Raw genomic sequence first — 25258 nt, 5'->3', positions numbered from 1 at the left:
TAAACACTCCTTACTTAACGATTCAGTGCTTCGATTAACTGTTCCTCATTCCAAATCGTAATTCCTAATTCAACTGCTCGGTCATATTTCGAACCAGCTGCTTCCCCCGCTATCACGAGGTCTGTATTTTTACTAACGCTACCAGTTACTTTTCCACCTAAGCGTTCTATTTCATCCTTCGCTTCATTTCTACTCAATTGTTCAAGTTTTCCAGTTAAAACAACTGTCTTATTGGCGAAAAGAGAATCTTCTATTTCCCTAGTCTTCTTAGGTCCAGTGTACTTCATATTGATTCCGAGCGCACCTAATTCTTCAATGAGCTTTATCACCTTTTCCTCAGCAAAATAATGCACAATAGAATCAGCCATCTTTTCACCGATTTCATCAATTTCAATTAGTTCATCGTACGTTGCTTGTTGTAATCGCTCCATTGTTTCAAATTCTTCCGCCAAAATTCGAGCGGCTTTTTCTCCGATAAAACGAACCCCTAAACCTAAAACGAGACGTTCAAGTGAATTCTCTTTTGAACCTTCGATGGCTTCAAGTAAATTATTTACGGATTTCTCACCCATTCGTTCGAGTTTCAATAATTCTTCTTTTTTCAAACGGTAAAGGTCAGCCATCGTATGAATAAGCTCCTCATTGAAAAGCTGCATAATCACTTTTTCACCTAGGCCATCGATATTCATCGCGTTTCTAGAAACAAAGTAGATTAATCCTTCCATCAGTTGTGCTGGACAATTCGGATTCATACAGCGTAAGGCGACTTCTTCTTCCAAACGAACAAGCCCCGCTCCACACGCTGGACAATCCTCTGGCATATGAAATTCTTTCTCTTCTCCAGTACGTTTTTCTATAATTGCTTTAACAACTTTCGGAATAATATCTCCGGCTTTTTTTACGACCACTGTGTCACCAATTCGAATATCCTGTTCCCGGATAAGGTCTTCATTGTGCAAGGAAGCTCGTCCAACGGTTGACCCGGCAATTCTAACTGGCTCTAGAATTGCTGTCGGTGTCACAACTCCTGTTCTTCCTACACTTAATTCAATATCTAAAAGTTTCGTTGCAACTTCTTCAGCAGGAAACTTATAAGCAATTGACCAACGAGGGCTTTTTGCCGTGAATCCCAATTGTTCTTGCTGCTCAAGATTATCTACTTTAATAACAATCCCATCAATTTCATAGGGTAAATTCGGACGTTCTTCCATCCAGTAATTTACGTATTCCAAGACCTCTTCAATGGAAGCTGCTTTTTTCCATGATGGATTCGTTTTAAATCCTAATTTCTGTAATCTTTCTAATCTTGCACTATGCGAATCTGATGTATCGTTTTCCCATTCCCCAATTGCAAATAGGAAAATATCCAAATTACGACTTGCTGCAACTTTAGGATCGAGCTGTCTTAAGGATCCTGCTGCTGCATTTCTTGGATTGGCAAATAATTCTTCTTCTTTTTCAGCTCTTGCTTTATTCAAACTTTCAAAAGAACGTTTCGGCATAAAAACCTCGCCACGAACTTCCAATGTTTCTTTTTCTTTTATTCGAAGTGGAATGCTTCGAACAGTTTTCAGGTTCGTCGTAATATCTTCCCCTGTCGTTCCGTCTCCACGAGTTGCCCCACGAACAAACTCGCCGTCTTCATAAGTAAGCGAGACTGCCAAACCATCAATTTTTAACTCACAAACAAATGTGATTTCCGTCCCAAGTATGTTTGTTGCACGTCTTGCAAAATCTCTTAAATCACTTTCATTAAATGCATTGGAAAGGCTTAACATCGGTGTATTATGTCGCACTTTTTCAAAGCCTTCGATTGGTGCTCCACCTACACGCTGTGTGGGCGAATCTGACTGAATGAGTTCTGGAAAAGCTTCTTCCAATTTTCTTAGTTCATGTAATTTTGCATCATACTCAGAATCTGGAACGGTAGGCTGATCAAGCACATAATATTCATAACCGTATTGGTTCAATACCTCTTTTAACGCATTGATTTGTTCCAGTGCTTTTTGTTTATCCATCTTTCATAAATACCTCTATTCCTTAGAAATTGGAGCGAATTTAGCGAGAAGACGTTTAATTCCAGTTGGTGCTGGAAAAGCAATATCCAGTTCCATATTGTCTCCTTCGCCTTGTACGCGTACAACTGTACCTTGCCCCCATTTTTTATGGTTAACCTTTTGACCTGCTGTCCATTCCTCTGCTTCGGCACCAGGTTTTCTTTCAACAATCCGTCTTGCCCTACGTTTTTCAGGGAGTGGACTATCTCCAAATGGATTAATATCTCTAGCTCCGAACATGTCTTGCTTTGTTTCTTCCATGCCTTCTAGTAGTTCTTCTGGAATTTCATGGATAAAACGGCTCATCGGATTCATATTTGTTCTTCCGTAAAGTGTGCGCATTCGAGCATTTGTTAAAATAAGCTCTTTTTCTGCTCTCGTTATCCCAACATAAGCAAGTCTACGTTCTTCTTCCATTTCCTCATCATCAAGCATCGAGCGACTGTGTGGAAAAACATTCTCTTCCATTCCAATTAAAAACACAACAGGAAATTCTAAACCTTTTGCCGAGTGAAGTGTCATTAACGTGATTTTTTCATCCTCTTGATTTTCTTCTTCATCGACACTATCAATATCTGCAATTAAGGCAAGATCAGTTAAGAAAGAAACCAATGTCTTATCTTCTGCAGTTTTTTCAAAATCTTGCGTAACAGTTTTAAACTCTTCTAAGTTCTCCAATCTACTTTGAGATTCTAGTGAGTTTTCATTTCTTAACATTTCTTCATAGCCACTACGCTCTATCACTTGCTCCACCATATCTGTTGCGGTTAAAAATTCTTGTTGTTGCGTAAGGCTTTGAATCAATTCACCAAATTCAGCTAAGGCTATTGCCGCACGTTTTGATACACCTGTAAAATCGACTTCTTTTACTGTCTCCATAAAAGATATATCATGCATGTCTGCATGGGCTCTTAATCGGTCAATCGATGTTTTCCCAATTCCACGCTTTGGTTCGTTTACAATTCTTTCAAAGCTTAAATCATCATTGGGATTGGTAATTAATCGTAAATAAGCAAGCATATCTTTAATTTCTTTTCTATCGTAGAACCTTGTCCCGCCTACCATTTGATACGCTTGGTTTGCTTTCATTAATGTATCCTCAATCGCACGGGATTGGGCGTTGGTTCGGTAAAGAATTGCAATATCATTTGGGGTATAATCATCCCTCGTTAATTCGCGAATCTTTTCTGCAATAAATAATGCTTCTTCTTGTTCTGTGGAACCTTGGAAGTAAAGAATCTTTGCACCATCATCATTCTCTGTCCAAAGATTTTTCGGCTTTCTTCCAGTGTTTTTTTCAATTACATGATTCGCTGCTTTCAGGATAAATTTCGTTGAACGATAATTTTGTTCTAGAAAGATTGTTCTTGCTTGTGGATAATCTTTTTCAAAAGTTAAGATGTTCGTAATGTCAGCACCACGCCAACGGTAAATCGATTGGTCGGAATCTCCCACGACACAAAGGTTCTGAAAGCGACTTGCGAGTAACTTCACTAGAAAATATTGTGCATGGTTTGTATCTTGATATTCATCAACATGAATATATTGAAATCTGCGCTGGTAATATTCTAGAACCTCGGGAACTCTTTCAAAAAGATGAATGGTCTGCATAATGAGATCATCAAAATCTAAAGATTGATTTCTTCTTAACATCTTTTGATAGCCCGTGTAGACCTTTGCTACTTCACGCTCGTAATAATTACCTTCTTTTTTTTCATAATCCGTTTCTGATATCAACTGATTCTTCGCAGCACTAATTTGCCCAAGCATTGCTCGAGGGTCAAATTTCTTTGGATCAAGATTTACATTTTTAAGTACTTGTTTCACAACAGATAATTGGTCCGTACTATCTAAGATCGTAAAACTACGCTCATAGCCAATTCGGTCAATATCTCTTCTTAAAATTCGAACACACATCGAGTGAAAAGTGGATACCCACATATAATCTGCATCAGGACCGACAAGTTTCTTCACTCGATCTCGCATTTCACGGGCTGCTTTATTCGTAAAAGTAATTGCTAATACATTTCTTGGTGCAACGTCTTTTTCATCCAAAAGATAGGCAATTCGGTGAGTTAAAACCCTTGTCTTTCCACTTCCAGCACCAGCCATAATTAGCAATGGACCGTTCGTATGCTTCACTGCTTCTTGCTGCTCTTTATTTAGACCTACTAATAATTGATTCATTGTATTACTCATTTTTTTACCGCCTTTATTTTCTATTCTTTAACAGCTGCAACTGTTTTTAAGGCTTCTTTTATATTTGTATAAATACTATTCCCTACAATAACAACGTCAGCATATTGTTTCATTTCTTTCGCTTGCTCCGGTGACTCAATTCCTCCACCATAGAAAAGCAATGTTTCATCAAGCATTTCACTTACTTCTTCTACAAGTTCTGGATCACCATATTTTCCACTATATTCTAGATAAAAAATTGGTAGATTAAAAATGCGCTCCGCCATATAGGCATATGCTTTTACATCATCTTTATCTGGCATAAAACTATTTGTATGGGAAAATGCCTTTGCCTCTTCATTTAAAATACAATAGCCTTCAAAATATATTTCACTATATTCCATCATATCGATATACTCTTTAATCGCTTGATGCTGGACATCCATCATCCACTTTTTTTCCTTGGAATTCAACACCATCGGAATAAAATAATAATCAAACCCTGGTGTGAGCGCCTCCTGAGTCGATATTTCTAGTATACATGGAACTGTATGGTTGCGACGTATTCTTGATAGTAAATCAAGTACATTATCTAATGTTATATTATCCGTTCCACCAACAATGACAGCGTCGGTTCCTGATTCACATACTCTCTCCAAATCTTCATCGGAGATTTCCTTTGCCGGATCAAGCTTAAATATATGTTTCCATTGCTTTAAATCGTTACTCAACTATTCCATCCCCCAGTATCATCTTCCGTTCATTTATTATAACAAAAATTGAGCATGGAAATTAGGAAAATGATGTAATGATTTTTAATTAGATAATACATCGTGAATTGGGTGTGGATTTGTTGGATTGAGGGGTTCTGTGGGTTGATAAAATATGGGGTAGGGTGATGAGTGACAGATTAAATTGTTATATCGGTTCATAATTTCGCGTTGCGGGAATAGTGACCGATTAAAACGGGATATCGGCTCGTAAATTTCGAATGGCAGGAATAGTGACCGATTAAAACGGGATATCGGTTCGTAATTTCGAATGGCAGGAATAGTGACCGATTAAAGCGGGATATCGGCTCGTAATTTCGTATTGCAGGAATAGTGACCGATTAATGCAATTTATCGGTTCGTAAATCTCGAATGGCAGGAATAACGACCGATTAAAGCAACTTATCCGTTCGTAAATTTCGATTTATGCGGTTCAGATGGTGGATAAATCGTTAGTTGATGGTGGGTGCTAGCTGAGGATTTAATTTTATCGGCCGACAAATTTACGAGTTACAAAATTGGTGTCTGATAAAACCAGTCTATCGGTCAACAAAATCACGAGTGGCAAAATTGATGGCCGATAAAGACCGTCTACCGGTCAACAAAATCACGAGCTGCGAAATTGATGGCCGATAAAGACCGTCTATCGGTCAACAAAATCACGAGCTGCGAAATTGGTGGCCGATAAAACCGGTCTATCGGTCGACAAAATCACGAGCTCCGAAATTAATGGCCGGTAAAAACCTAAAACACCTCTAGCAAAGGTGCTTATCCCTTATCAGAGGTGTTTCATTTATTTTGCTTCTGTTTGTTCGTTTAGTCGGTCGACTACGAGCTTATATCCATCGCTGCCATAATTAATACATCTACGTACTCTTGAAATTGTTGCAGTGGAAGCTTTTGTATCATTTTCAATCGCATTGTATGTCGAACCATCAATTAACATCTTAGCAACTTGCAATCGTTGAGCGAGTGACTGTACTTCTGACATTGTAGCTAAATCATCGAAAAACTGATAACATTCGTCTCTATCTTTTAACGATAAAATAGCATCGAATAATTGATCCAACTGTTCTCCTCTAAGTCTATCTATTTGCAATCAAGAACCCTCCATCTACATTTTATTTATTTGTCATTCATTTGAAAGTGTTACGGAATTATCCATCCCTGGAGATGTTGGAATAAAGTTAATCCAAGTCTTTCCAGGTACGAACCCTATTACATTACCATCCAAGACAGGAACAATCTTGCCGTTATCACTCTTCCATTCAACATCTAAAGCAATTCCTTTTTGAAGTAAAATACCTCTGCCTCCTGATTCAAGGTCGACTTTTCGTCTCCCTACATCATCAATTACTTCATGATATGTCTCTACGATAAAGATATTATCTACGAGTACTTCCTCTTCGGTATTCAGTTCAGCAGTTAAAACATTGTCGCTGTATCGATTATATCTTTCTAATGCCTCATCGTATCTGTATTCAACAATCCAAGAAGGACTTGTACTATAAACTATTTTTGCTCCTGTTACCGGTTTACCAGTGAGCGCTTCGACTTCAGCTTCATCTAAGAAAGGTAGTGACTCCTGTTCTAACTCCGTCTCATATCCTTTATTTTCAATGGCTTCGGTTATCGCTTCTGTTATAAAATACGAGTTGTGTGGAGCTTTTCGAAACGATTCTCTTTTGAATAAATAGCCATCATTGTCGTGGATTGCGCCATTAATAAATTGAATGCCACGGTCAATGATCATGTTATCGACAAAACGTGCTGCACCATGGTAAACATAAACAGCATCATAGTCGTTAGCTATTTCAAAATAATATTCTCTCGCACTACGGACTGGTCCTATTAATTCAGGTAACTCACTTTGGTATAGTGCTAGAAAGCGGGTAATTCCTCCCTCAGCTAATATTTCAAAAACAATATCAGCTTCGGCTAAGCCGGTTTGAGGTCTTGCTGCTGGGTGGTTATTAACCATAACTCCAATCGTTCGATTATCGACGGTTTCATCTGTATGTATACCTGTTAAAGGATATATGTTCTTTCCTTCAACTACTGTAGTACCACCTTTATTTTGTCTATCAACCTCTTTTGGTTCATGGTTTCCAGCTTGTTGATCATCCTTGGAACACCCAACAAGTAATAATGTAAAAACGAGCAGTAAATAAATAACTTTCTTCATATTCCCCACATCTTTCTTCGTAGAATACTTGCTTCTCTTTCTATTTTTGCAAATTATGTAGTGGTTTTTCTCCTGAAAATCAGAAGAATCCATCTTAGATGAATGAAGTTTTATTTTGTATCTTAACTATATCATACTTTCTCACTTTAGTGCTGTAAAGTTTTTTGGTTTAATCGATGCGGAATTTTAATTAATAAGTTGTAAGAAAATCACAAAAAAAGAGCTGCCTTTTTGTTCTAGGCAACTCTTCATATTATTTTCCTATGTCAGTTCTAAAGAAAAAGTTCTCTGCTTTTTCAAATGGTTTTAATGCTTCATATGTTAACTTTGTAGCTTCTTCCATTGTTGCGGCAGTTGCTCCAATGAGTAGAACTCTTCCGCCATCTGAAACAAATTTATCATCTTCTAATTTAGTTCCGGCATGAATAGCGAATGGATTAATGCCATCAGGTAAATCTGGAAGTGTTTTTCCTTTTTCATAAGCAGCTGGGTACCCTTTTGAAGCTACGACTACTCCAAGTGCCGCCCCGTCTGACCATGAAAGTTTAGGATCTTTTCCTAATAAAACATCGAGAAGTACTTGTAATAAATCATTTTCTAATAAAGGCAGGACTACTTGCGTTTCGGGATCACCGAATCTCGTATTAAATTCTATCACTTTTGGTCCTTGTTTCGTCATAATTAGACCAGCATATAGAATACCTGTGAAAGGTCTACCTTCCGCAATCATTCCTTTAGCCGTTCGCATGAGAACTTTTTCTATAGAAAAGTTTAAATCATCTTCAGTTACATCATCAACTGGGGCATATGCTCCCATGCCACCAGTGTTTGGTCCCTCATCATTATCATATGCTCGTTTATGATCGCGAGCGGTTACCATCGGATATACTTGATCTTCATGAACAAAGGCCATTAAAGAAAATTCTTTTCCATCTAAGAATTCTTCAATCACCACAGTTGCTCCAGCTTGGGCAAATGTTTTAGAAACGAGCATATCATCCACAGCATCTAATGCTTCTTCCTCAGTAAGAGCAACAACTACACCTTTACCTGCTGCTAGGCCATCTGCTTTAACTACAATTGGTGCGCCTTTTTCTTTTATATAATTTTTCGCTGCTGCGGCATCTTCAAATACCGCATAGTCTGCAGTTGGTACATCATATTTTTTCATGAATTCTTTTGCATAACTTTTACTACCTTCAAGCAGTGCAGCTTCTTCTGTTGGGGCAAAAATTGCTAGACCAGCTTCTTGGAATTGGTTTGCTATCCCTGCATTTAATGGATTCTCCGGACCAACTACTGTTAGATCAATTGCTTCTGCTTTAGCGAACTCAATAAGTTTCGTGATATCCATCTCATCAATAGCAACACATTCTGCAATTTTAGCAATACCCGCATTACCTGGAGCAGCATATAGTTTTGTTACTTTTTCGCTTTCATTTAGCTTCATGATGAGGCTATGTTCACGACCACCTCGACCAACCACTAGTACCTTCATCGTTATATCTCCCCTTTTAAAAAAGACAAATTAATGCTTAAAGTGGCGCATATCGGTATATACCATCGCGATTCCATGTGCATCACATACATCGATGGAATCTTGATCACGCTTCGACCCTCCAGGTTGGATTATAGCTGTCACACCTGCTTTAATTGCATTTTCAACCGTATCTGGCATTGGGAAAAATGCATCAGATGCTAGCACAGCACCTTTTGTTTTTTCACCAGCTTGCTCGATTGCAATTTTTGCTGAACCAACGCGATTCATTTGGCCTGCTCCAATTCCAACCGTCTGCATATCTTTTGCTAATACGATAGCATTTGATTTCACATGTTTTACTGCTTTCCAAGCAAATAGTAAATCTGCAATTTCGGCTTCTGTTGGTTCGCGTTTTGTTACTACTTTTAAATCATCGGCACGAACTTCACCAGTATCTTGATGTTGGATAAGTACACCACCACCGACAGTTGTGAGCTTATGGTTAACTGTTTTATTTGCACTCATGTCTAAAGCTAGCAACCGAATGTTAGGCTTTTCTGTTAAAATATCCAATGCTTCCTGTGTAAAACTCGGAGCGATAATAATCTCTAAGAAAATTTCACGAAGCTGATTAGCTGTCGCTTCATCGACCTCATCGTTTAAAGCAACAATTCCTCCAAAAATAGAAATCGGATCTGCATCAAATGCTCTTTTGAAAGCTGTTGCGATATTATCGGCAAGGCCAATTCCACAAGGATTCATATGCTTTACTGCAACAGCGGCTGGTCCGGCATATTCCATTACAATTTCAAGTGCTGCATTGGCATCTTGAATGTTATTATAGGATAATTCTTTTCCATGTAATTGCTGTGCCGATGCAATGCTCAATCCTTTGGCAAGTGGTGCTTCATAAAAGGCTGCTTTTTGATGTGGATTCTCGCCATATCTTAAATCTTGTACCTTTTCATATGTAACTGTATATGTTTCTGGAAATTCTTCGCTTGTTTCTTCCATAAAGTATGCCGCAATCATCGCATCATAGTTTGCTGTATGACGGAATACTTTTGCTGCCAGTTGCTGACGTAATTCTATAGAAGCATTCTTTTCCTTCACTGCTTCTAATACCTTTTCATAATCAGTAGGATCCACAACGACAAGTACATCTTCGAAATTTTTTGCAGCTGAACGTAGCATTGTTGGGCCACCAATATCAATGTTTTCTATGATTTCTTCTTTTCGAACGCCAGATTTCTGTAACGTTTCTTTAAATGGATAAAGATTAACAACAACCATATCGATTGGGGAAATATCATTTTTCTCCATTTGATCCATATGACTAGCGTTTGATCTTTTTCCTAATAACCCTCCATGAACCTTAGGATGTAATGTTTTTACACGTCCATCCATGATTTCTGGAAAACCTGTCACTTCATCAACAGCAATTGCTTCAACGCCTGCTTCTTGAATTGCTTTTAAAGTACCCCCAGTCGATATGATTTCATAACCATTATCAACAAGTTCTCTTGCGAAATCTGTGATGCCACTTTTATCAGAAACGCTAATCAACGCTCTTTTCTTCATTGAAATCCCTCACTTTTGTAAAAGTTCCTTCATTACTTTTGGATATAATCGATGTTCTACTGCTTGAATGCGTTTCTGTAAGGTTTCTTTTGTATCCTCTGGAAACACTGGTACAGCTTCTTGGGCAATGATAGGACCTGTGTCCATTCCTTCATCAACATAATGGATCGAAACACCAGTCTCATCCACTCCTGCTTCAAAGGCTTGTCCAATCGCATCTAGACCGGGAAAAGCTGGAAGCAGGGATGGGTGGATATTAATTATTCTTCCTTCGTAAGCCGTTAGTAGTGTTTTACCCACTAAGCGCATATAACCTGCAAGGAAAATCCACTCAATATTATGTGTCTGTAATTCTTTTAAAATAGCTGTTTCATAAGCTACTTTTGAATCAAACTTTTTTAAGTCAGAAATATATGTTTTTACATTGTTGTTTTTTGCTTTATCAATAACTGCTGCTTGAGGCTGATCACATACAAGTAGAGCAATCTCACATGGAAGATTTGCTTCTTTTATCATTACGTCAAAATTACTTCCCGTACCGGAGGCAAAAACTGCTACCTTCACCTTGCTCATGACGTAAATTGCACTCCTTCAGTTGTAGTTACCTTCCCAATAACGGAAGCTGTTTCTCCTGTTGATTCCAAGATTTTAATCGTTTCATCTGCATCTTCTTCTGCAACTACTAAAACCATACCAATTCCCATATTAAATACACCGTACATATCTTTTTCTGGAATTTCTCCTTTTGCCTGTAAAAATGCAAAGATTTCTGGAATATCCCAACTACCTTGCGTTACTTCAACGCCTAAACCTTCAGGAAGCATTCTTGGTAAGTTTTCATAAAAACCACCGCCAGTAATATGAGATATACCTTTAACATCTACTTGCTCTAAAACCTTAGCAACTTGTTTAGCATAAATTTTTGTTGGAGTAAGTAAAACTTCACCAAGTGGTTGAGATAGTCCTTCGTATGATTCGGCAAAATCTAAATCCTCAACAATTTTTCTAACTAATGAGTAGCCATTTGAATGAATTCCACTTGAAGCAAGTCCGATTAAAACGTGGTTCTCTTCAATTTTCTCTCCACTAATAAGTTTCGATTTTTCAGCAATTCCAACTACAAATCCTGCTAAATCATATTCATCATCGGCATACATTCCAGGCATTTCTGCTGTTTCTCCGCCAATTAATGCTGCGCCAGCATTCACACAACCTGTTGCTACACCAGCAACGATTTGTTCAATTTTCGCTGGATCATTTTTTCCACATGCAATATAATCAAGGAAAAATAATGGTTGTGCACCTTGAGCAACGATATCATTTGCACACATGGCAACTAAATCAATTCCAACGGTGTCATGCTTGTCCATTTGAAAAGCTAGCTTTAATTTCGTACCGACTCCATCTGTTCCTGAAACCATAACTGGTTCTTTATAGTTGAAGCCTGAAAGATCAAATAGTCCTGCAAATGAACCAATGCCACCTAGAACCTCTGGGCGTTTGGTTTTTGCAATATGCTTTTTCATTCTTTCTACAGCTTCATAACCCGCTTCAACGTCTACGCCTGCTTTTTTATATACGTCTGACATGAATGTACACATCCTTTTTTATTTCGTTGCAATAATTAAAATCAAACTTTCACAGGGTAATCTCCTGTCATGCATGCGTTGCATATTCCTTGGTGAATTGATTTTTCGCGGACAATTGCATTTTTCATTCCTTCTGGTGAAAGATATGCAATACTGTCTGCACCGATTTTTTCACTAATTTCTTCTAAGCTACTGTTTGCTGCAATTAATTCTTTACGAGTCGACATATCGATTCCATAGTGACAGGGATGTTGGATTGCAGGTGAAGCGATGCGAACATGTACCTCTGTTGCTCCTGCTTCTTTTAATAAACGAACGATTCGCTTAGAGGTTGTCCCTCGAACAATTGAATCATCAATCATAATGACGCGCTTGCCTTCAACAATTCCTCGGACAGGTGATAGTTTCATCTTTACCCCTTGCTCACGTAACTCTTGAGAAGGTTGGATAAAAGTTCTTCCTATATAACGATTTTTTATGATACCCATTTCGTATGGCAAGCCACTTTGTTCTGCATAACCGATCGCCGCCGAAATACTAGAATCGGGCACTCCCGTTACAACATCCGCTTCGATTGGTGCTTCTTTTGCAAGTTCAATTCCCATTCGTTTTCTTGATGCATGCACATTGACCCTGTTTAAATCACTGTCAGGTCTTGATAAATAGACATATTCCATTGCACAAAGCCTACGCTGTTCTGTTATTGCATAGCGAACGGACTTCATGCCTTCTTTACTAATAATAATTAATTCTCCAGGCAGTACTTCTCTTTCAAACGTTGCACCTACAAGATCAAAAGCACTCGTCTCAGCTGCTACGACATAGGCACTCCCCAATTTTCCGATAGACAAGGGGCGAATGCCATGGGGATCTGTCGTAATATACATTTTATCTTTTTCTAAAATAATGAATGTATATGCCCCCACTAACTTTTGAAGTGCCGTTATAATGGCTTCTTCCGTATTCTTTTTTGTTCGCTTGATTAAGTGTGCAAGTAACTCTGAATCTGTAGCCGTTTGTAAAATACTTCCTTGGTCTTCTAATTCTTGACGAAGTTGATCCCCATTAACGATATTCCCACTGTTTGCGATTGCAAGACTGTTTTTCTTCGTATGAAATAACAATGGTTCTACACTATCTACCGCTCGATTTTTATCCCCATGTTTTGAATAGCGGATATGGGCGATTGCAGCATTACCTTGTAATTCAGTAAACTTCGCATGTTTAAAAACATCGTTTACAAGGCCCAGCCCTTTATGAAGTTTGAGTTCGTCCCCGTTACTTACAACAATTCCTGAACCTTCTTGTCCACGATGCTGCTGAGCATGTAAACCGTAATAGGATAGCTCAGCAGCTTTTTCATGTCCCCATATTCCAAACATAAGTCTACCTCTTTTTAAGCGTTAGATTTCAATACTTTTGGAATTGCATTTTTCCATAAGTTATTGAGCTGCTCGACTTCCTCTTCAATAATTGTTTCTTCATTTACTTTTACGATAAACGTATTATCTGATGTCACGGTTCCAATTGCTTGTGCATCTTCTACCAATGATTCAAATTTCTCTTTGTGTTCAGGTTTTACTGTAAGAATAAAGCGAGATTGTGTTTCACTAAATAAAGTTGTTGTTGCTTCACCTGACAACGTTACATTTACACCAAGACCTTGATTGTTAAAAGTTGTTTCTGCTAGAGCTACTGCGAAACCACCTTCAGCAACATCTTGTGCTGACTCGACAACTCCAGCACGGATAGCAGCAAGTATTTGTTTTTGTCGCTTTGTTTCAATATCTAGATTTATTTGTGGTGCTTTTCCAAAATATCGACCTTCAAGTACGTTTTGCAATTCACTACCGGCAAATTCAGCTTGTGTTTCACCAATTAGATAAACAAGATCATCCGCATTTCGAACATTATTTGGAGTAATGTATTCTGTTTTTTCAAGTAAACCTACCATTCCGATGATTGGTGTAGGCATGATTGCTTCACCTTTTGATTCGTTGTATAAAGAAACGTTCCCACTGATTACTGGTGTTTCTAAAGCAAGGCAAGCTTCCTTGATTCCTTCAATACTTTGCTCCATTTGCCAAAATGTTTCTGGATTTGTCGGATTCCCGTAATTCAGACCGTCTGTTAGGGCAAGTGGTGTCGCGCCTGAACATACAAGATTACGACTTGCTTCTGCAACGGCGATTTGTCCACCAATCTTAGGATCTAAATATAAATATCGTGAATTACAGTCCGTCGTCATTGCGATTGCTTTATCCGTTCCAGGAATGTTTACAATGCCAGCACTAGAACCTGGTCCTACAGCAGTATTTCCTTGAGCGCTTGATTCAAATTGGCTATATGCCCATTCTTTACTCGCGATTGTAGGTTGCTGCAATAAGGTACGTAGCATTTCATTATGGTTTTCGACAACTGGTTGATAAGCTTCAAGCGTTTGGAATTCCTTGTAATATTTAGCTTCTTCAGCTGGTAAATGATATACAGGTGCATCATCAGTTAATGCTGCAACTGGGATTTCCGCAAAAGTTTCTCCATGATGTTTAATACGGAAAACTTCTTCTTCAATCACTTCACCGATTGCTACAGCTTCTACCTCATGTTTTGTAAAAATATCGAGGATTTCTTTTTCTCTACCTTTTTCTACGACAAGGAGCATTCTTTCTTGCGACTCTGAAAGCATCATTTCGTACGCGTCCATATTTTCTTCTCGTTGTGGAACAAACTCGAGGTTCAGCTCCATTCCTGTTCCAGCTTTACTTGCCATTTCACTTGCTGAAGAAGTAAGTCCAGCTGCTCCCATATCTTGAATTCCAACGAGTGCATCGGAATGAATCACTTCTAAACAAGCATCGATTAGTTTTTTACCCATTTGCGGGTCTCCAATTGCTACAGCAGATGTATGATCTTCTTCGCTCTCCACAACATCTGAAGAAAAAGTTGCCCCATGAATTCCATCTCTACCAGTTTTTCCACCTGCATAAATAACTGTATTTCCTGGACCTGCTGCAATTCCTTTTTGTACATCTTGATGCTCAACAAGACCAACAACCATCGCATTTACTAGAGGATTTTCTTCGTAGCTTTCATCAAATTGAACCTCGCCACCGACAGTTGGAACCTCTGTATTATTTCCATAATGTGCAATTCCACGGACTGCTTCTGTGAACAACCATTTCGTACGATCTTTATTTAAGTTTCCAAAACGTAGGGAATTAAGTGCAGCAATTGGCTTAGCACCCATTGAGTAAACATCGCGTAGAATCCCGCCGACTCCAGTCGCAGAACCTTCAAACGGTTCAACATATGATGGGCTGTTATGACTTTCAATCTTGAAGACAACTGCTTGATTGTCACCAATATCAACAACACCGGCACCTTCACCTGGGCCTTGTAAAACGTGCTTACCCTCTGTCGGGAATTTTCTAAGTAGTGGTGTTGAAGTCTTATAGCTACAGTGCTCCGACCACATTACTGAAAATATTCCTGTTTCCGTATAATTTGGTAATCGGTTCATTTTTTCCTTAACAAGAGTAAACTCATCGTCCGTTAAGCCCATCTCTTGATAGACTTTCTTCTTTTCAATTTGTTCTGGGTTCATGTTCAAGTTGCTCATCCGTTTTCCCTCCGTATGTTGGAATTTCCATCTATTATTTTGCTTGGTTTTCGTAAATTTCCACTTGAGATGCAACATCTTGCTTATCTTTACCGGTAAAAGTAATATGGCCCATTTTTCGCTTTTCTTTAATATCTGCTTTTCCATATAAATGGCTATAACCAGTTGTTGAAGTTTTCATGTGTTTTAGTAGGGTTTCGACATCCTCGCCAAGTACATTGACCATGATTGCCGGTTGTAATAACTCAATTTCCTTCAATGGCAAACCACAAATTGCTAGAATGTGCTGACTAAACTGCGAAGCATTACAAGCTTCAATTGTATAATGTCCTGAATTATGCGGTCGAGGAGCCATTTCATTTAGGTAGACTTCATCCCCAGCAACAAACATTTCAATTGCGAAGGTTCCTACAATATTCATCTTTTCACCAAGTAATTCTGCTGCATGATATGCTTTTTTCTGGATAGCATCATCCACTTCAGCTGGAACAGTAGTTTTATATAAAATATGGTCTCGATGTTCGTTTTCCGAAATAGGGAAAAATGCGATTTCTCCCGAAGTACTTCTAGAAAATACAACTGAAATTTCTTTATCAAATGGAATCCATTCTTCAATAATGCAATGCTTCTGTTCCTCAGCAAATGTTGCTGCGGCTTCTATATCAGCTTCTGTTTCTAGTTTAATTTGTCCTTTTCCATCATAGCCACCAGTACATGTTTTAATTACTGCTGGGAAACTTGTGTTTTTTAGAATTTCTCTTGCTTCTTCTCCATTTCTTACAATGGAAAACTTCGGTACTGGAAGTCCTAGGTCTCTAATAGTAGTTTTTTCTTTTTCCCGGTTTTGCGTTACTTCAAGTGCATATGCACCTTGTGGTAGCCTGCCAGCTTTTTCAATAAAAGTGGCTGCTTCAAGATCCACGTTTTCAAATTCGTATGTGATAACGTCACTTATTTCGGTTAATTCTTTAATTGCATCCATATCATCATAAGCTGCTGTAATCTGAAAATCTGCAACTTGTGCTGTTGGGCAATTTGGAGTTGGGTCAAGTACTGCTATTTTATAGCCCATGTATCTTGCTGCAATTGCCATCATGCGCCCAAGTTGACCTCCACCAATAATTCCGATCGTTTGCGGCGGTAAAATCACGTTATTTTTTTGCAAGTTCATCCCTCATTTCTGTTACTTTAGATTTCATTGCTTCACGATATGCTTCTAAACTTTTTTCTACTTCTTGATTACTTGTTCCAATTATTTGAGCCGCTAGAATTCCTGCATTTGTCGCTCCTGCTTTTCCAATCGCAACGGTTGCAGTTGGTACTCCTGCTGGCATTTGCACGATAGATAGTAATGAATCCATTCCGTCTAATGCTTTACTTTGAACAGGTACACCTATTACAGGAAGCGTTGTTTGAGATGCCACCATTCCAGGTAAATGCGCCGCTCCACCAGCGCCAGCTATAATCACCTTTAAGCCGCGTTCTCTCGCAGACTTTGCATATGTAAACATATCATCAGGTGTACGATGTGCGGAGATTACTTCCTTTTCATAAGGAATATTTAATTCTTCAAGCACGTCACATGTATGCTTCATCGTTTCCCAATCAGAAATACTTCCCATGATTACACCAACGATATTCATAAAATCCCTCTTTCGTTTGATTGTTGATATTGCAAGATTTGTTTAATCTTTTTATTAAGGACACTCTATTAAGAATTACGAAGAGCAGCATGAGCTTCGGAAATATACGAAGACTCCTGCGGGAGGAGAGGCTAGGTAAGACCCCGCAAGTCGCTTGCGACTGAGGAGGCTTACCAGCCGCCCGCGGAAAGCGTAGTATATTTCCGAAGCGGGTTTCCGCTCCAAATATAAATGCTCTTTAACAGCGCCAAATTAAAAAAGTCTATTCGTCTCCCTCAAAAATGAGAGAAGATGAATAGACTAAAAAATAAAAAAGTAAATAATCATTATGAAACATAACGATTCACCTTCCCTCATAGTCCTATGATTTACGGTCTAGGGTAGAAACTTCGGAGCCATATTCTCTCTTGAAATATATGAGGATTTCTGTTATTTAATTGTTGGGTTAAGCATAACAAAATCAATAAGATAAATCAATAAAATTCGAACGATAAAATGTAATTTTGTTTTAACGTTCGGTTTTTGACGCTATTCTTCTTTTTCTTGCTCTTGAACAACCTCTTTATGCAGCTGTTTGATTTTCTTACTCTTTACTTGTTTCACCCAGAACCCACCATGAATTTGTTTCGGTTCATAAGAAATAATAAAAGCTTTCGCATCGATACTATGAATTAATTCATATAGCGATATTTCATATTTTCTTGGCGTTAAAATTTGCATAGACAAACGGTCTCCATCCATTCCATAGGTAGACCAGCTTGTAACACCAAAACCTTTTTCCCTAATTCTTTGTGTAAAATTAATATCGGGATTAGAAGAAGTCACGTTGACGACGATATAACCAAGTGCAAGTTTTTCTTCAATAATAGATCCAATAATAACACCAAGCCCATAACCAAGTGCATATGCAATTAAGTTTTGGATTTCATTTAAGTTATCAAGCACCAAACCTAACCCGATAACATAGATAACAACTTCCACCATACTTACAAGTGAAGCGATATAGCGTCTACCCTTTAAGGTTAAAATCATTCTTACTGTGAACATTGATACATAAACGACATTTATTATAAAAATAATTGCCACCATGATGAAAGCATTTTCTAACAAATAAACTCCTCCTTAATCTTCCTTAACACAAGTTTCCCCTTCGATCACTTTCTTAAAACAATCAATGAGAAAATGCTGGGGAATCAAGTCACCCAGCACTATATTATTTATTTGGACCATATACACGGTTTTCTATTCCCGATTCTTGTCCACGCAGTCGTTTCTTCAAGCGGTTTACCCAATTTTCAGCGAGCAGTTCACAAGATGCTAACTTATCTGCAAGTAATAAATCATCTTTATTAAAATGCATCACTTCATTTGCTGCTTGAATCGTCCACTCTGGATATGGTCTTTCTATTAATTCTAACGGACTATCCTCTTGAATTGCTCCTTCTTGAAGCACACGGAAGTACCAACCCGTTCTCCCTGTATTTTGAATTTGTAAGGCTAAATCTAAAATTTGAAACCTGCGCGCGGGCTTCCAACATGGTTGTCTTGGTTGAGATACTTGAATAACTGCATTGCCAACTTTGTATGTGTCGCCAATACAAACTGTAAATTCATCCATCTCAAGGACTGCAAAGTTTTCACCCATCGCACCCATTGTCATATCTTTACGTTCAAGCTTCTCTTGCCAATACGTATAATGCTTAATTGGATAAGCAAACACAGCTTTTTCAGGGCCACCATGATTTTTCTTATCTGCTACCTCGTCACCTTTGAAGCCTGTTTCTGTTAACCAAATTTCTTCATTTGTTGATTTTTTGAAAATGCCACTTTCCCACTCTCTTTCCAGTGGATTCTTGGCACCCTTTATTCCAACTTGCTTTACTTTTCCAATAAATAATTTATGTAAATGTGGTTCTTCCATTTGTTTCACCCACTTTTAAATGATAATATAATCTATATTCTACTTGATAATTAAGAATGATGAAACAGTTATATACTGAAAGGGACTAGATAATTATGGAAAAGGCAATATTTGCGGGTGGTTGTTTTTGGTGTATGGTAAAACCTTTTGATCAATGGGACGGTGTTGGTGCAGTTATTTCTGGTTATACTGGAGGACATATCGAAGACCCAACATATGAACAGGTAAAAGCTGGTACATCAGGCCATTATGAAGCGGTTGAAATAAGCTTTGACCCTTCTAAAATCAGTTACGAAACAATTCTAGATTTATATTGGAAACAAATTGACCCGACAGACGCTGGCGGACAATTTCATGACCGTGGCGATCAATATCGTACAGCGATTTTTTATACGACGGATGAGCAAAGGATTGCTGCGGAGGCTTCTAAGGAAACACTTGCAGAAAGTGGGAAGTTTTCACAACCAATCGTAACAGAAATCCTTCCAGCCGCGACGTTTTATTCAGCTGAAGAGTATCACCAGGACTTTTATAAAAAAGAAGAAGATACTTACTTAAAAGATCGCGCGAAGTCTGGACGCGATGAATTTATTGAGAAACATTGGTAGAGACTCGCAATTATAAACCTTAGCATCTCCATTAATTTAGAATGGAATTGCTAAGGTTTATTTTTACTTTTTTCATCAAGAACACTTGTTCTTATTATTTGTTTTTGCTATAATATATTTAGATTCGCATCTCGGTAAGTCCTCACAATTTAAAAGGGATGTGTTATAATGCAAATAACAAAATCACTTCAGGAAAAGCCTCTAGACCACATCAAGTACAACACAATCAAAGAAGAACCAACAAACTACAATGAAGACAATTCAACTACAAACAGCAATAGGAAATTAAATTTATTAAAAAGAGTCCCACTCCATCGATTGATGGATTTAAAAATCGATTATGCTTTCAAACAACTTTTCGGTAATGAAAAGAACAAACAGATTACAGTTGTTTTTTTAAATGCTATTTTGCAAAAAACTGGTCGAGAACCAATAAAAGATATCGCTTTCGTCAATATTGAATCAGGTGGAGAACATCTAGATGACAAGCAGTCAAGACTTGATATATTAGTTGTTACAGTGACGGGCGAACAAATTAATGTAGAAATTCAGTTTACAGATAAATATGATATGATTAAACGCTCGATTTACTATTGGACTGGAATTTTCAGGGGACAGCTAAGATCAGGAATGAGCTACAAAGAGTTACATCCAGTTATCTCTATTAATATCATGAATTTTAATATTTTCGACCATACAGAGCACTTTCATACGATGTACCACTTAAGAGAAGATGAGTTAAAATTCAAGTTAACAAATGCAATGGAATTTCATTATGTAGAAATGCCAAAACTTTTAAAAGTTTGGAAAGAAGAAAAGCTAGATCTATGGAATGATGTTTTAGCAAGATGGTTATTATTACTAGGAATGGTAGATCATCGAAAGAACAAATTTTATGAAGATATTTATCACGAATTGGAGGTTATTGCGATGGATGATAAAACACTACGAAAAGCATTCAATAATTGGGAAGAACTCAGCATGACACCCGAACAGTTTCGCGCATATGAATCCCGCTTAAAGTACATTATGGATGAAGAAGCGGCAAAGCGAGAGGCAGAACTTCGCGCACAAGAAGCAGAGAAAGAAGGAATGGAACGAGGAATATCAAAAGGGTTAGAGCAGGGATTAGAACAAGGGCTAGAGCAAGGACTAGAACAAGGACTTGAGCAAGGTTTACAAAGAGGCAAGATAGAAGCAACAGAATTAATTGCACGTCGCCTCTTGGAAAATGGTGCGGAAATTCAATATGTCATGGAGATAACGAAACTATCTAGAGAGGAAATTATTGCAATAAAAAGTAACCTGAAAGAGTAAGTTTATATACATTCTCATTAGAATCTCACACAATAAGTAAAGTTTAAAAGACTCCAAGAAGCTTCATTAATACACTTTACCTTGTATTAAAAGAAGCAGATCGTACGAAGTCTAGACGAAATAAATTTATTGAGAAAAATCGATAGAGTTATGAACAAGAGGCGCTCCTTTTGCTATAGCATAAGCGAAAGGAGCGTTTTTTATTATGAGGAATTTAGTTTGAATCGTGAACATGGGCGAGTCAGTTGTGAACATCAGTATCTCGCAATTTTATCAACAAAAACGCTCTTTATTCCATAAAATTGAAATCGAGAGCTGTTTTTGTTTAGATTTCACTATTCTTTTACAACTCCATTTACTTGAACAAAAAATACTACCCACCATCCAACTAAAAAAAGTAAGCCAATAACAACCAAATATGACCATATATCTCCTTGAAGAAGTTGATGAATGATGTATTGGAATTCGTTCATCGCTTTAGGTCTGCCAATTGTATTTGAAAAAACTATAATTGGAATAACGAAAGCGCCGACAATTGCGAGCATAGACAGGTTTAACATTCTCTTTTTTATTAAATTAAATATAGCTGTACCCAAGGTTGCTAGAATAAATAAGTAAAAAATGACCCAAAACCACACAGGTAAGGTTTCCATCCCATTTTAATCACTGCCCTCCTGAATTTTCTTAATAATAGAATAACATAGCGTGTGCATAATTGTTATATTTATTTAGCTAGAGGTTTTGTTGAAGTAACAACTATCTCAATCATAGCCACCTACAGCTTTTGGCAATTGCTTATATGCATCTTTTCCTTTTACGATTTTAAATATTTCATAGCGCAGTTGTAAAAGTTCCTCTGCATCATCGGTAGGGTAACAATGATGCCCTGGAATTTCTATTCTGTATGTTTCATCGTTTATTGTAATTTTCCAAGCATCATCTTCATGGGGCTCAAACTGACAATTATCTTCTAGTAATCCTGGCTCTAACTTTTTGTCTCCTATAATATTAACCTCTTTCATCTTTTCATAAATGTATTGCATTTCTTCGTCTGTAAAAGTAAATGGCGCCTCTGCAATCCCATTCTCGATGAGATCTTTTCGAATTTTGTTTTCATAAGTATTTATTTCATTCTTTTTATCATAACCAAACTGAATGGTGAAGTTAAAATCCTCTGGCATTGTATCTGGCATCGCACTTTGTCCGAAATTCAATGGTGCGCAACCTGCGATGAATAAGACAACTATGGATAGGAATAATTTTTTCATTTCTTTTTCACCTGCTTTTAGTAACTTAGACGTATGTTTGAGAGGAAAGGTTACAGATAAGTGCTGTAGTTTTTATTTTTTTACTTATAATTGTGAACTTCGGGATATTGTGTGAAAACTTCGGTGGAAACTGTGTCCACTTGACAGATGTCGCTGCAGATTTTCTGTTACAACTTCAGCGAAAGTTGTGTCCACTTCGGGATTTACCGCTTAAACTGATAATTATTACTAATTATAACCAAAAATCAACTACTTCCATGTCAACTTCAGGATTCAAGCTCAAATTAACACTTTTACCACAAATAAAAACATTAAAATAGTCTGTAGCAGAAGCTACGTCAACCCCAATTGTGAACTTCGGGATATTGTGTGACGACTTCGGTGGAAATTGTGTCCACTTCGGGATTTTCTGTGAAAACTTCGGCGAAAATTGTGTCCACTTCGGGATCCACGGCTTAAACTTACAATTTTTACTAATTACAAACATAAATCAACCACTTCCCTGTCAACTTCAGGATTCAAGCTCAAATTAACACTTTTACCACCAATAAAAACATTAAAATACTCTGTAGCAGAAGCTACGTCAACCCCAATTGTGAACTTCGGGATATTGTGTGACAACTTCGGTGGAAATTGTGTCCACTTCGGGATTTTCTGTTACAACTTCAGCGAAAATTGTGTCCACTTCGGGATTCACGGCTTAAACTTACAATTTTTACTAATTACAAACAAAAATCAACCACTTCCATGTGAACTTCAGGATTCAAGCTCAAATTACACTTTTACCATAAATAAAAACATTAAATTACTCTGTAGCAGAAGCTACGCCAACCCCAATTGTGAACTTCGGGATATTGTGTGACAACTTCGGTGGAAATTGTGTCCACTTCGGGATTTTCTGTTACAACTTCAGCGAAAATTGTGTCCACTTCGGGATCCAGCACTTTTCCAAGCAAAAAAGAGCAAACTAGCCCCCCATTCTCAGTGTCTAATTCGCTTTTTCTGACTCGCCTCTATAAATGATTCGTATATCTTCCATGACAACGCATCATCTCCAGCAACTGCTAACATTTCCGGATGCCATTGCACACCGAGGGCAAAGCGATGTAATACGCTCTCTACTGCTTCGATAACACCATCACTCGATTTGCCACTTACTATAAAACCTTTCCCTACTTTTCGATTTGCCTGATGATGGAAACTATTGACGCGGATTTTTTCATTACCAATGATTCGATATAGGAGGGATTCCTTTTTCACATTTACTTCATGGGATGCGGTGTAGTTAGGAGAGTGCTGGGAATGTTGGAGGAGGGATTGATCGATTTGTGCGTAGATGTCTTGATACATGTCACCGCCAGCTGCGAGATTTAGAATTTGTGCGCCTTTACATACTCCGAGTATTGGTTTATTTTTGCCGAGCATTACTTTGGTTAGCTCCATTTCAAATGCATCTCGTTGTGGAAAATAACTTCCCAATCTTGGATGGGGCTCTTCATTGAAGTGAACGGGATCAATATCATCGCCACCTGTGAGGTAAAGTCCGTCAATCATATCAGCTATTTGCCTTATCATTTGACGATTCCCAAGGTAAGATAAGACTACTGGGATTCCGCCAGCCCGTTCAATAGCAACGAGATTATTTTTTGATACTTGATAATATCTTTCATCATTTGTTATCGTTTGGGTCACACCTATTATTGGTTTCATTAAACTCACCTCTTTCTTCATCAATTGATACTCGAGCGGAGGTGCTGTGTTATATTTTATATAGGCTAAAACTTTTACAAGTCAGGAGCGAATATTTTGAGTACTAAGGAATCAACAACACCTTTGAAATTATTGCTTTTCAGCTTTCATGCTGGGAACACAATCCTTATCAGCTTTCTTCCTGTTTATCTAAAATACCGAGGGTTGAGCGGCTCAGAAATAGGAATGGTTCTTGCGGTAGGTCCTCTAGCATCGATTTTCGGACAGCCATTTTGGGGCTATTTAAGTGATAAATATAAGACAATCAAATGGATATTACTTGTATGTGTATTAGGCTTGCTTGTTTGGTCGACGGTGTTTTTTCAAATGAAAACACTTATTCCAATTCTTATTGTTGGTGCAATCTTTTACTTTTTCATTACTTCGATTGGTGGACTTGGAGACAGCATGGCGCAGCGTCGAGCTGATGAATTAAGTATCAGCTTTGGATCGATTCGGACGTGGGGCTCTATTGGGTTTGCGATATCATCACTTACCATCGGAATTTTATTGAATGTGATTGGTGTTAGATTTATTTATTGGCCATATTTATTCTTTGGAATCATGTTATTGATTATTATTCTGAAGTTGAAGGATGTAAAAGTAGATAATACTCCAATTCAGCTTACAGATGTTAAAAAATTGATAATGAATAAACCATTAGTGATTTTCCTTGTACTAATGAGTTTTCTTACCATCTCACATCGAGCAAATGATAGTTTCTTGGGGATATTCATTGTTGAGCTAGGTGGAAGTGAGAGTTTGGTTGGTATTGCTTGGTTTGTTGGTTTAGTTGCGGAGGCAATTGTCTTTGCTACTGCTGTTAAATGGTTCCAGAAGTTTAGGATGCTAACATTTGTTATTTTAGCAGGTGTCATTTATAGCGTACGTTGGGTTCTCTATGCATTCGTTACCGACCCACTACTCATCGTTGGGTTACAGTTTATGCACGGATTATCCTTTGGTGTATTTTATGTTGCATCGTTTGCATATATCACAAGGTTAATTCCAAAATTACTGCAATCAACTGGACATCTTTTCTTTTATTCCATTTTCTTTGGCGTATCAGGGATTATCGGATCACTATTTGGTGGCCAAATCATCGATATTTATAATGGAAGTATGCTCTATCTCGTGATGGCAGCTCTTAGTGTGATAGGTGTTATCTTGTTATCAATTTATCATTTTGTTTTCAAACCAGAACAAAAAATGGATAAAATAAAAGAAAGCATGCAATAAAAAAAGTTCCAGGAAAAACTTCGTCAGACTTCTCTGCACGTCGTTTTATCCTGG

Annotated in this window: 22 protein-coding genes and 1 riboswitch; of the genes, 3 read left to right on the top strand and 19 right to left on the bottom strand. The window is 37.8% G+C overall.

Annotated elements, in window-relative coordinates; genetic code table 11:
- Positions 1 to 14 precede the first annotated feature (14 nt).
- The 15 genes from ligA to ACXYMZ_RS11610 all read right to left on the bottom strand — a co-directional run bounded on the left by ligA (position 15) and on the right by ACXYMZ_RS11610 (position 19023).
- The gene (gene ligA, locus ACXYMZ_RS11680) at positions 15 to 2018 is read right to left on the bottom strand and encodes an NAD-dependent DNA ligase LigA (protein WP_458948580.1); all 2004 of its coding nucleotides are present in this window, start codon (positions 2016 to 2018) and stop codon (positions 15 to 17) included.
- A 15-nt stretch (positions 2019 to 2033) separates the two neighbouring features.
- On the bottom strand, positions 2034 to 4256 hold the full coding sequence (pcrA, locus tag ACXYMZ_RS11675) for a DNA helicase PcrA (RefSeq protein WP_458948579.1): 2223 nt from the start codon (positions 4254 to 4256) through the stop codon (positions 2034 to 2036).
- Between the two features lie 20 nt (positions 4257 to 4276).
- Complete coding sequence (gene pcrB, locus ACXYMZ_RS11670) at positions 4277 to 4966, bottom strand: heptaprenylglyceryl phosphate synthase (RefSeq protein WP_458948578.1); 690 nt, start codon at positions 4964 to 4966, stop codon at positions 4277 to 4279.
- Positions 4967 to 5798: 832 nt separating this feature from the next.
- On the bottom strand, positions 5799 to 6104 hold the full coding sequence (locus tag ACXYMZ_RS11665) for a YerC/YecD family TrpR-related protein (RefSeq protein WP_458948577.1): 306 nt from the start codon (positions 6102 to 6104) through the stop codon (positions 5799 to 5801).
- Between the two features lie 33 nt (positions 6105 to 6137).
- Positions 6138 to 7190: a DUF3048 domain-containing protein gene (locus ACXYMZ_RS11660; protein ID WP_458948576.1), complete on the bottom strand. Its 1053-nt coding sequence runs from the start codon at positions 7188 to 7190 to the stop codon at positions 6138 to 6140.
- A gap of 253 nt (positions 7191 to 7443) precedes the next feature.
- A complete protein-coding gene (gene purD / locus ACXYMZ_RS11655) occupies positions 7444 to 8688 on the bottom strand; it encodes a phosphoribosylamine--glycine ligase (protein WP_458948575.1) in 1245 nt (414 codons plus the stop codon).
- 30 nt (positions 8689 to 8718) lie between these two features.
- Complete coding sequence (purH, locus tag ACXYMZ_RS11650; protein ID WP_458948574.1) at positions 8719 to 10251, bottom strand: bifunctional phosphoribosylaminoimidazolecarboxamide formyltransferase/IMP cyclohydrolase; 1533 nt, start codon at positions 10249 to 10251, stop codon at positions 8719 to 8721.
- 9 nt (positions 10252 to 10260) lie between these two features.
- Entirely contained in the window at positions 10261 to 10824 is a 564-nt protein-coding gene (gene purN / locus ACXYMZ_RS11645; protein WP_458948573.1) for a phosphoribosylglycinamide formyltransferase, read from the bottom strand.
- On the bottom strand, positions 10821 to 11840 hold the full coding sequence (gene purM / locus ACXYMZ_RS11640; RefSeq protein ID WP_458948572.1) for a phosphoribosylformylglycinamidine cyclo-ligase: 1020 nt from the start codon (positions 11838 to 11840) through the stop codon (positions 10821 to 10823). The genes purN and purM overlap by 4 nt, the downstream gene beginning before the upstream one ends.
- Positions 11841 to 11881: 41 nt before the next feature.
- Positions 11882 to 13222 carry an amidophosphoribosyltransferase gene (purF, locus tag ACXYMZ_RS11635; RefSeq protein ID WP_458948571.1) on the bottom strand — a complete coding sequence of 447 codons (1341 nt, stop codon included), beginning with the start codon at positions 13220 to 13222 and terminating at the stop codon, positions 11882 to 11884.
- Between the two features lie 14 nt (positions 13223 to 13236).
- Positions 13237 to 15459 (bottom strand): phosphoribosylformylglycinamidine synthase subunit PurL, encoded by a 2223-nt coding sequence (gene purL / locus ACXYMZ_RS11630; RefSeq protein ID WP_458948570.1) that lies wholly within the window; start codon positions 15457 to 15459, stop codon positions 13237 to 13239.
- Positions 15460 to 15493: 34 nt separating this feature from the next.
- The gene (gene purK / locus ACXYMZ_RS11625) at positions 15494 to 16624 is read right to left on the bottom strand and encodes a 5-(carboxyamino)imidazole ribonucleotide synthase (protein WP_458948569.1); all 1131 of its coding nucleotides are present in this window, start codon (positions 16622 to 16624) and stop codon (positions 15494 to 15496) included.
- On the bottom strand, positions 16611 to 17102 hold the full coding sequence (gene purE / locus ACXYMZ_RS11620) for a 5-(carboxyamino)imidazole ribonucleotide mutase (RefSeq protein WP_458948568.1): 492 nt from the start codon (positions 17100 to 17102) through the stop codon (positions 16611 to 16613). The genes purK and purE overlap by 14 nt, the downstream gene beginning before the upstream one ends.
- A gap of 336 nt (positions 17103 to 17438) precedes the next feature.
- A riboswitch (purine riboswitch) is annotated at positions 17439 to 17542 on the bottom strand.
- An 88-nt stretch (positions 17543 to 17630) separates the two neighbouring features.
- Positions 17631 to 18212, bottom strand: coding sequence for a DUF2179 domain-containing protein (locus tag ACXYMZ_RS11615; protein ID WP_458948567.1), 582 nt, complete (start codon positions 18210 to 18212; stop codon positions 17631 to 17633).
- A gap of 103 nt (positions 18213 to 18315) precedes the next feature.
- Positions 18316 to 19023 carry an MOSC domain-containing protein gene (locus ACXYMZ_RS11610; protein ID WP_458948566.1) on the bottom strand — a complete coding sequence of 236 codons (708 nt, stop codon included), beginning with the start codon at positions 19021 to 19023 and terminating at the stop codon, positions 18316 to 18318.
- A 95-nt stretch (positions 19024 to 19118) separates the two neighbouring features.
- On the opposite strand from ACXYMZ_RS11610, the gene msrA reads away from it, so the two are divergent.
- Positions 19119 to 19631 (top strand): peptide-methionine (S)-S-oxide reductase MsrA, encoded by a 513-nt coding sequence (gene msrA, locus ACXYMZ_RS11605; RefSeq protein WP_458948565.1) that lies wholly within the window; start codon positions 19119 to 19121, stop codon positions 19629 to 19631.
- Between the two features lie 168 nt (positions 19632 to 19799).
- Positions 19800 to 20948, top strand: a complete 1149-nt coding sequence (locus ACXYMZ_RS11600) for an Rpn family recombination-promoting nuclease/putative transposase (RefSeq protein WP_458948564.1) — start codon at positions 19800 to 19802, stop codon at positions 20946 to 20948.
- 335 nt (positions 20949 to 21283) lie between these two features.
- On the opposite strand, the gene ACXYMZ_RS11595 is transcribed toward ACXYMZ_RS11600, so the two are convergent.
- The 4 genes from ACXYMZ_RS11595 to ACXYMZ_RS11580 all read right to left on the bottom strand — a co-directional run bounded on the left by ACXYMZ_RS11595 (position 21284) and on the right by ACXYMZ_RS11580 (position 23926).
- Positions 21284 to 21493: a hypothetical protein gene (locus tag ACXYMZ_RS11595; RefSeq protein WP_458948563.1), complete on the bottom strand. Its 210-nt coding sequence runs from the start codon at positions 21491 to 21493 to the stop codon at positions 21284 to 21286.
- A 216-nt stretch (positions 21494 to 21709) separates the two neighbouring features.
- Positions 21710 to 22216, bottom strand: coding sequence for a hypothetical protein (locus tag ACXYMZ_RS11590; RefSeq protein WP_458948562.1), 507 nt, complete (start codon positions 22214 to 22216; stop codon positions 21710 to 21712).
- Between the two features lie 477 nt (positions 22217 to 22693).
- On the bottom strand, positions 22694 to 22837 hold the full coding sequence (locus tag ACXYMZ_RS11585; protein ID WP_458948561.1) for a hypothetical protein: 144 nt from the start codon (positions 22835 to 22837) through the stop codon (positions 22694 to 22696).
- A gap of 360 nt (positions 22838 to 23197) precedes the next feature.
- Positions 23198 to 23926, bottom strand: a complete 729-nt coding sequence (locus ACXYMZ_RS11580; RefSeq protein ID WP_458948560.1) for a gamma-glutamyl-gamma-aminobutyrate hydrolase family protein — start codon at positions 23924 to 23926, stop codon at positions 23198 to 23200.
- 96 nt (positions 23927 to 24022) lie between these two features.
- Here ACXYMZ_RS11580 and ACXYMZ_RS11575 point away from each other — a divergent pair, with 96 nt between their 5' ends.
- Positions 24023 to 25204 (top strand): MFS transporter, encoded by a 1182-nt coding sequence (locus ACXYMZ_RS11575; protein WP_458948559.1) that lies wholly within the window; start codon positions 24023 to 24025, stop codon positions 25202 to 25204.
- Positions 25205 to 25258 lie beyond the last annotated feature (54 nt).

This window comes from Oceanobacillus sp. CAU 1775, assembly GCF_054482815.1.
This window is presented reverse-complemented; position numbering and strand designations above follow the sequence as displayed.

Coding starts and splice junctions, on each gene's coding strand:
- ligA (WP_458948580.1), bottom strand. CDS start 2,018: ATGGATAAACAAAAAGCACTGGAACAAATCAATGCGTTAAAAGAGGTA.
- pcrA (WP_458948579.1), bottom strand. CDS start 4,256: ATGAGTAATACAATGAATCAATTATTAGTAGGTCTAAATAAAGAGCAG.
- ACXYMZ_RS11660 (WP_458948576.1), bottom strand. CDS start 7,190: ATGAAGAAAGTTATTTATTTACTGCTCGTTTTTACATTATTACTTGTT.
- purD (WP_458948575.1), bottom strand. CDS start 8,688: ATGAAGGTACTAGTGGTTGGTCGAGGTGGTCGTGAACATAGCCTCATC.
- purH (WP_458948574.1), bottom strand. CDS start 10,251: ATGAAGAAAAGAGCGTTGATTAGCGTTTCTGATAAAAGTGGCATCACA.
- purN (WP_458948573.1), bottom strand. CDS start 10,824: ATGAGCAAGGTGAAGGTAGCAGTTTTTGCCTCCGGTACGGGAAGTAAT.
- purM (WP_458948572.1), bottom strand. CDS start 11,840: ATGTCAGACGTATATAAAAAAGCAGGCGTAGACGTTGAAGCGGGTTAT.
- purF (WP_458948571.1), bottom strand. CDS start 13,222: ATGTTTGGAATATGGGGACATGAAAAAGCTGCTGAGCTATCCTATTAC.
- purL (WP_458948570.1), bottom strand. CDS start 15,459: ATGAGCAACTTGAACATGAACCCAGAACAAATTGAAAAGAAGAAAGTC.
- purE (WP_458948568.1), bottom strand. CDS start 17,102: ATGAATATCGTTGGTGTAATCATGGGAAGTATTTCTGATTGGGAAACG.
- ACXYMZ_RS11610 (WP_458948566.1), bottom strand. CDS start 19,023: ATGGAAGAACCACATTTACATAAATTATTTATTGGAAAAGTAAAGCAA.
- msrA (WP_458948565.1), top strand. CDS start 19,119: ATGGAAAAGGCAATATTTGCGGGTGGTTGTTTTTGGTGTATGGTAAAA.
- ACXYMZ_RS11600 (WP_458948564.1), top strand. CDS start 19,800: ATGCAAATAACAAAATCACTTCAGGAAAAGCCTCTAGACCACATCAAG.
- ACXYMZ_RS11595 (WP_458948563.1), bottom strand. CDS start 21,493: ATGCTCGCAATTGTCGGCGCTTTCGTTATTCCAATTATAGTTTTTTCA.
- ACXYMZ_RS11590 (WP_458948562.1), bottom strand. CDS start 22,216: ATGAAAAAATTATTCCTATCCATAGTTGTCTTATTCATCGCAGGTTGC.
- ACXYMZ_RS11580 (WP_458948560.1), bottom strand. CDS start 23,926: ATGAAACCAATAATAGGTGTGACCCAAACGATAACAAATGATGAAAGA.